We start from the raw sequence: 6,915 nt of genomic DNA, 5'->3' as shown, positions 1-6,915 counted from the left end.
CTCGCCTTCATCGCACTCATCGATTACCTGCTGGCGCTCGCGTCGCCCGATCTGTCGCTCGCACGCATCTTCGCGTGGGTGTTTGGACCGGTCTCGATACTGATGGGCGTGCCGAGCCAGGACGCCGGGGCCGTTGCCGATTTGCTCGGCACCAAGTTGGTGGCCAACGAGTTCGTGGCGTACGTAAAGCTCACCACACAGTACCGGGATCAGATCGACCCGCGCTCGTATGCGCTGGCGACGTATGCGCTCACTGGCTTTGCGAACTTTCAATCGATTGGGATCCTCCTCGGCGGCATCGGCGGCATGGCGCCCGACCGTCGTCACGATCTCGCCCGCCTCGGCATGCGGGCACTGCTGGGTGGGTTCGTCGCCACGCTGCTCAACGCGGCGATTGCGGCTATGCTGCTCTGAGAGCTTGCCACGTCAATGTTCGAACGCTATGACTCCGACTTCTACTTCGATTGCGTTTCAAAGGCGTCCGACTACATTGCTGGACGGGCTCCTGGAAGACCCGATGTCGCCGTCGTACTCGGCTCGGGTCTTGGCGCCTTCGCCGAAACGCTCACCGATGCGGTCTGCATCCCGTACGCTCAGATTCCACACTGGCCAACGTCGACGGTGATCGGGCATCCGGGACAGCTCGTCATTGGGGGCCATGGTGGTAAGCGTGTGGCGGCGCTCGCCGGACGTGTTCACCTGTACGAGGGACACGACCCGCTCGTCGTGACCTTTGGCGTGCGCGTGTTGAGGCAGCTGGGCGTGAAGGTGTTGTTGCTCACCAACGCGGCCGGCGGCATCAATACTTCGTTCTCAGAGGGCGCGCTGATGCTCATCGAGGATCACATCAACCTCATGGGGCGCAATCCGCTTGCTGGTCCCAATGATGAGCGATTCGGGCCGCGCTTTCCCGACATGACGGAAGTCTATTCCCGCCGGCTCCGTGCGCTCGCTGGCGAGGCGGCTGCCACCACGGGCGTGTCGCTGACCAAAGGCGTGTATCTGGCAGTGCTTGGACCCAGCTACGAGACGCCAGCGGAAATCCGCGCCTTCCGGACGCTCGGCGCCGATGCCATCGGGATGTCGACCGTACCGGAGGCGCTGGCCGCACGCCACATGGGCATGGAGGTGCTCGGAATCTCCTGTATTTCCAACATGGCCGCAGGAGTGCTGCCCAAGCCTCTGCATCACGACGAGGTGATGGAGGCGACTGCGCGGGTCCGGGGTCAGTTCATTGCCCTTCTGGGTGGCATCGTCGAGCGGCTCTAGCACACTAGTAAGAGAACGGTATTTGCCTTCACGCCTCACTGATACCGAAGCGCCCGCATTGGATCCACGCGCGATGCCCGGTGCGCCGGGATGAATCCGGCGCACAACGCGACCAGGGTCAGTGCCACGGCGGCACTCATGAGGACGGCTGTGTCGTAACCCCGCAGCTCGAAGAGCAGTGCCTGCGCGGCCCGCCCGAGCGCGACCGCCCCGGCGAGGCCAATCACGCCGCCCACAACCGTCATCAACCCAACCTGCCGCAAGACCATCCGGCGCACCCGCCCGGGTGCGGCACCGAGCGCCATCCGCAGGCCGATCTCGCGTGTACGCTGCGCAACCGTATAGGCAAGCACGCCGTACAGGCCGACGGCGGCAAGCAGCGTGGCGAGCATCGCGAAAGAGGTCGACAAGACGCTGATGACCCGATCCATGAATACGTTGTCGCGGACCTGTTGCTCCATCGTCCGCAGGTTTTGGACAGGCAGGTCGGGATCGAGCCGCGCCACGACCTTCGGCAGTGCACCGATCACCTGCGCGGGATCCAGCGATGTGCGAACGTAGAACGTGAGGAACCCGGGATCCTCGTCCTGGCGGGTACGGCTGGAAGAAGAGCGGCGGCACCTCCTGTTTGACCGCGCTGTACTTCGCATCCTGCACGAGGCCGACAATCTCCGTGTCGAGCTCCTCCTCGTCGTCCTCCGAGGACATGCGCTTGCCCACCGCGTCCCGGCCGAGCCCGAACTTCTTTGCGAACGTCTCGTTGACGATCGCCACCTTCGGAGCGCCCAGCGCGTCGGCGCGCGTGATCTCGCGGCCAGCGATGAGTGGGATGCCCATTGTTCTGAAGTAGCCGGGTGCAATCTCGTTGTAGCGCGAGTTGCTGTCGATATCCGGTCCCGATTTGAATCCCTGGACACGAACGTCGGTGCCCCAGTTGCTCCCAGAGATTGCCGGTACGAGTGAACCGGTCACGCTCGTCACACCCGGTTGCGCCGCGAGCTCGTCCTCCAGTCGCTCGAAGAGGATGCGTGAGCGCCCCGGCGTGTACCCACTCAGCTCCGGCGAGATCCCAAACGTGACGAGGTGGTCGATCTTCAGGCCGAGATCCACACGGCTCACGTTCAGCAGGCTCTTGGCGAAGAGGCCGGCCGCGACGAGCAGCGTCATCGAGAGGGCGATCTGCGTGGTGGCGAGCACCGTGCGGAACCGTGCCGCGCCGCGCGCACCGGACGGTTGTCCGGACGTGCCCTTCAGCGTCGAGAGGAGGTCGGGCCGCGTGCTGTGAATGGCGGGGAACAGCCCGAACAACCGGCTCAGAGTTTATCTGGACAGTTGGCGACGTTTATCTGGACAGTTGGCGACCAGCGTAGCGCGAGCTTCGGCTCGGTCACCCGAATTGCGCTCGAATTTACACTCTGGTCTGGTCGCGACGGTTAGAATAGCGCTCGTCCAACGCGGGCGGATCGATGCTGATGCCGCTTACCTTGGCCGCTGGTGGGTTGTGTAAAGTCTGCATAGCGCAAGAGATTCCGCGGCCCCGGACGACTTCGATGGGCAATTCCGGGACCGCGCTGGCGGCACGCGTTTGGCATCGTCTATCAGCGATATTGTGCGCCGTTGTGGCGGTTACGCTTATTTTTCGAGGGAGAGGGAGGTTTGTGATGCGAGTTCGTTCCTGCTTGGTTGGTGTGCTGGCGTGCCTCGTGCTGTCTACGGCATCGGCGCAGGCAGCCCCGATTACGTTTACCGCGTTCTTGACAGCCGGAGAGGAAATCCCCGAGCCAGACATTCCCGTTGGCTTCCTGCCCTTGGGCGTCGCCGCCGCACAGTTCGAGACCGATACGGACGAGCTCATGGTCGGGCTAGCTTGGTTGGGACTCACGACCGAGCCGGTTGCCGGACACATTCACCGCGCTGACCCTGCGACGATGATTGGCCCACCCATCATCGACTTCGGAGTATTTCCGGCGATGACCACCGGTGTCCTGGCGCTATCGCTGAGCTTGACGCCTGTCCAGGTCACTTCTTTGCTCGACGGGCTCGACGATGGGAGCCTATATTTCAACATCCACACCGCCCTTAACCCTGCGGGCGAGATTCGCGGCAACGTCGGTCAGGTCGACGTTCCCACGCCGCCCAGACCGGTTCCCGAGCCTGCCAGCCTGGCCCTGTTCGGCCTGGGGCTGCTCGCCGTCGGACTGCTGCGCCGCCGACTGACTGCGTAGGAAAATAGGAATAGGCAAAAGGAACCGGGTACCGTTTCGACGTCGAAAAGGTACCCGGTTCCTTTTTCTGTCTTATTCGACGTTGATGAAGCGGTAGAGCGCTCGGATCAACCGATACGCCTCCGGCATCGTTTGTCGCGTGAAAGTCACCGTGTCTGGTGTCGGCGACTCAATTCCCTCGAACGCGGTGGCCACATAAGGGATCGTGACATCGCGGAACTGCATCTGGACGCGGAACGGACCCTTGGGGCGGGAGGGTGGCGGAGTTGCTCCGCTCACGGCTTCGCGTGCCGCCTGCTCGATCTCCTCGTGCACCCCTTCGAGCGGTCGGAGCTCCACGGCAAGGACATTCAGCGCGCGCTTCACAGCGATGCCCTGCGCACCAGCCGCCGACTGAAGGACCTATTCAGCGCGCCGTGACCTCGGCGATCAGCCAGCCACGCTCATGGCGCTCCAGCAAGAAGGTCCAGACGTGGCGTGCGACCTGCGGGTCCGGTGGTCCGACGCGACGCACGTAGCTGAGCGCGCCCGGGCAGGAGGCCGTCGCCTGCGCTTGCTCGACGGCAACGTCGCACCGCTCCAGTGTCAGGTCCTGCTCCTGGACGTCTGCAAAGGCCCGGGCAAGCGCCGGCCCATCGACCGAGGGCCACACGGCTGCTGCGGCATCCGCGTCGCGCTCGTCGAACGCCGCTTGATAGCGAGCGACGAGCTGCTCGATCGCTTCATGATCCTCGTCTGGCACGGGCGCCGATCGTGATCGAGCCGCGGGCGAGCGAGATGCACTCTCGCCAATCGGCGGCGCACTCGCGTCCGCGTCTGCCACCGGCTTCTCGGCCGGCAGTGTGACTGGCGAGACCGGCGCACTCGACCCAGCCGCCGGCGGCGGCGGCTCGACCAGCGGGGTAAGACTTGCGAGCCCCGAAACCTGACTCAATGGCGTCATGTTTCCGGTACTCGCGAGGCGTCGTCGGTCAGCGATCTGCCGTGAGTACTCCGCATCGATCGCTGCGGCCGCGATGGCCGCTTCCGAACGCTGTTCGACCGACGGGCGGGTGGTGGGAGGAGGCGCGCGCCGGTCTTGACGTCCGCCGCGCTCGTTGGCCGTTGTCGCAGACGCGCCGGCGGACGCCTGAGCTTCTGGCTCACGCTGCGTCACTGTCGCGTCCGCGACCGCTTCCGGTTCGCTTCGAGTCGGCGCGGGCGAGCGGTCCGCCGGGACCTCGGTTCGCGATGGCCGCGGCGCGACTTCCATGTCTCGGGCTCGGGCTCCAGACCGCGCGCCGGCAGCAACGGAATCCAAAGACGGACGCTGTCGAGGGACCGCATTCCACCGATGAGCAATCTGCCACATCCCACCAGTCACGACCGCCAAAACGACGGCGATGGCGAACATGACGACAGGGCGCCTTCCGCGACGCAACGCGACATGCCAGCGTTGGCTGGCGCGAGAGGCACGCGTCGTGCGATCGCCAGGTGGAGAGGCAAGACCACGGTCGAGCCGGACTGCACCAGCAGAGAAACGGACCGCTGGGTCGGGGCCTTGGACAGAAGCAGGCGCCGAGAAGTCCGACTCCGTGGGCGGCCAGGCGAAGCCCGCGTGCGTGGCTTGCTCGGGCCGTCTTCGCCGCTCGTGGCGCGGTGAGGCGCCGCGGCGGCGGCGCCTGGTCGCTCGCCGGAACGGGGGCGCGCTCGTCGCGTCGAGCTCATCATCCGGAGGCGGCCAGAGAAACTCGCTCATAGCGCTCAGAGGGCGTATTCCACTGCGATGGTGGGCACCACCTTCGCGGTGAGCCCTCCCGTCGTCATCGGTATCAGCACATTCGTCGTCAGCAGCCAGCTCCGGCCCAGGTTCCATTTGATGCCCGCAATCGCGAACGCCTGCCTGGTCCTACTCTCGTCGGCGACCAGCCGAATCGTCTCCACGCCAAGCAGGCTTGGATGTTGGGCAGCAGCCTCGGCGATGCTGCCAAGACCGGCTGTCGAGCGGCCCAGCAGCTCGCCGATGAGCGTCAACCGTGGAGTGGCCGCAACCGTGCCGGCCACTCCGTAGGTGGTCTCGCTCGCCGCACCGCCCGCCGTGTAGCCTACGTTCGCATGACCCGTCATGCGATGTCCTTCGAGCGATCCAATCATGAACAGCTTGACCGCCGCGTCGCCTGCACCGAGCAGGTCTTCTTCGCGTCCGGTGGGCAGGCGGAGATCTGCCGCTACGGCTATCCCACCCGCTCGTTGACGCACGACTTGATACTTCGCACGCAGCGCGATGTCGCCCAGACCGGTCGCGTACGCCGATGCACGTGACTGGACGAACACACGGCCCCTGTACGTGTCAACTCGCTCGCCATCCACGCGAAGCTGCACAATCGGGACCGCCGCGCCCAGGTCGAGTCGCGGGGTGACACCATAGCTGGCGAAGACCGTTGTCGCCGACGAGCGAAGCCTCAGGCTCAACGTTTCCACGTCGAATGGCCGTTCTTCGTCGGAGAAGCGGTTTGCCGTCGTGACGAGCGTGCCATCGCGAAGGTCCTTGCCATCGAGTTGGTCGAAGCTGGCGTGTCGAAACGCCACACCGAACTCGCCATGCCCGCGGCCGATGGTCTCTGCCCGCTCGGTAAAGAACGGACCAAAGCTGGCGCTGGCACGCTCGACCGTGCCCAGTGACGGATTGAACCGGTACGCGAAGCCGGCCGACGACGAGCCGAGCGGCAGCGCGGCGAGCTCCACGAGCAAGGCGCGAGAGATCGTATCGCGCGTAGCATCTGCGGCTTCCGTATCCTTGACGAAATCGTCTGTCGGAATCGACTGCGTCGTGAGCAGGAACGACAGGATCTCTTGAATCGTCTCCTGAGCAGCGGCTGCACGAGGGAGCCCACAGACGAGACACGTCAACACGGTGCATGCGAATCGTTGCATTGTCATTCGGCTTACGAGACGGCGTTCCTTGTGCGTGTAGGCGCAACTGGTGGCCGGGACACGCTGATCGACCTCGCGCGCTAGACGTGTCAAAGCACGCTCTGCGTCACGGTGAATGTCCGGCCCGCAATCGTCAACGTCCCCGTCCTGGACGTGAGACCGAGGTTGATCGCCACGCGAAAGGTAATGACGCCATTGCCAGTCCCGCTCCCGTCGCCGACGATCGTGAGCCAGCCAGCGTTGCTGGTAACTCTCCACTGGCAGCCATCCTCCGTCATGACATTGATGGTTCCAGTCCCACCGAGCAAGGCGGCGGAGTGTGTCGTTGGCGCGATCTCGTAGGTGCACTCCGGTGGCTTCGGCGCCGGCGGCGGCTCTGGTGACGGCGGTGGCGGCTCCGGCGATGGCGGCGGCGGCTCTGGCGATGGCGGCGGCGGCTCTGGCGATGGCGGCGGCGGCTCCGGCGATGGCGGCGGCGGCTCTGGCGATGGCGGCGGCGGCTCTGGCG

General features: G+C 65.2%; 7 protein-coding genes and 2 pseudogenes (1 of these 9 only partly in view). 3 read left to right on the top strand and 6 right to left on the bottom strand.

Features of this window, described 5'->3' with window-relative positions; all coding sequences use genetic code 11:
* A pseudogene (locus tag GEV06_27750) lies at nt 1–446 on the top strand (hypothetical protein); it begins 286 nt to the left of the window's first position.
* On the top strand, nt 430–1,269 hold the full coding sequence (locus GEV06_27745) for a purine-nucleoside phosphorylase (protein ID MPZ21652.1): 840 nt from the start codon (nt 430–432) through the stop codon (nt 1,267–1,269). Before GEV06_27750 ends, GEV06_27745 begins: the two are co-directional and overlap by 17 nt.
* A gap of 35 nt (nt 1,270–1,304) precedes the next feature.
* Here GEV06_27745 and GEV06_27740 read toward each other — a convergent pair whose 3' ends face one another.
* A complete protein-coding gene (locus tag GEV06_27740; protein MPZ21651.1) occupies nt 1,305–1,919 on the bottom strand; it encodes an FtsX-like permease family protein in 615 nt (204 codons plus the stop codon).
* Nucleotides 1,918–2,436, bottom strand: a pseudogene (locus GEV06_27735) (permease). Before GEV06_27735 ends, GEV06_27740 begins: the two are co-directional and overlap by 2 nt.
* Nucleotides 2,437–2,735: 299 nt before the next feature.
* Here GEV06_27735 and GEV06_27730 point away from each other — a divergent pair.
* Nucleotides 2,736–3,494: a CHRD domain-containing protein gene (locus GEV06_27730; protein MPZ21650.1), complete on the top strand. Its 759-nt coding sequence runs from the start codon at nt 2,736–2,738 to the stop codon at nt 3,492–3,494.
* A 72-nt stretch (nt 3,495–3,566) separates the two neighbouring features.
* On the opposite strand, the gene GEV06_27725 is transcribed toward GEV06_27730, so the two are convergent.
* The 4 genes from GEV06_27725 to GEV06_27710 form a co-directional block, all read right to left on the bottom strand.
* Entirely contained in the window at nt 3,567–3,866 is a 300-nt protein-coding gene (locus tag GEV06_27725; GenBank protein ID MPZ21649.1) for a hypothetical protein, read from the bottom strand.
* 34 nt (nt 3,867–3,900) lie between these two features.
* Entirely contained in the window at nt 3,901–5,232 is a 1,332-nt protein-coding gene (locus GEV06_27720; GenBank protein MPZ21648.1) for a hypothetical protein, read from the bottom strand.
* A gap of 5 nt (nt 5,233–5,237) precedes the next feature.
* Nucleotides 5,238–6,413 carry a hypothetical protein gene (locus GEV06_27715; GenBank protein ID MPZ21647.1) on the bottom strand — a complete coding sequence of 392 codons (1,176 nt, stop codon included), beginning with the start codon at nt 6,411–6,413 and terminating at the stop codon, nt 5,238–5,240.
* A gap of 83 nt (nt 6,414–6,496) precedes the next feature.
* On the bottom strand, nt 6,497–6,685 hold the full coding sequence (locus GEV06_27710) for a hypothetical protein (GenBank protein ID MPZ21646.1): 189 nt from the start codon (nt 6,683–6,685) through the stop codon (nt 6,497–6,499).
* Nucleotides 6,686–6,915: the final 230 nt, after the last annotated feature.

Origin of the sequence: Luteitalea sp., from assembly GCA_009377605.1 — a bacterium.
Classification (GTDB): Bacteria; Acidobacteriota; Vicinamibacteria; order Vicinamibacterales; family Vicinamibacteraceae; genus WHTT01.
This window is presented reverse-complemented; position numbering and strand designations above follow the sequence as displayed.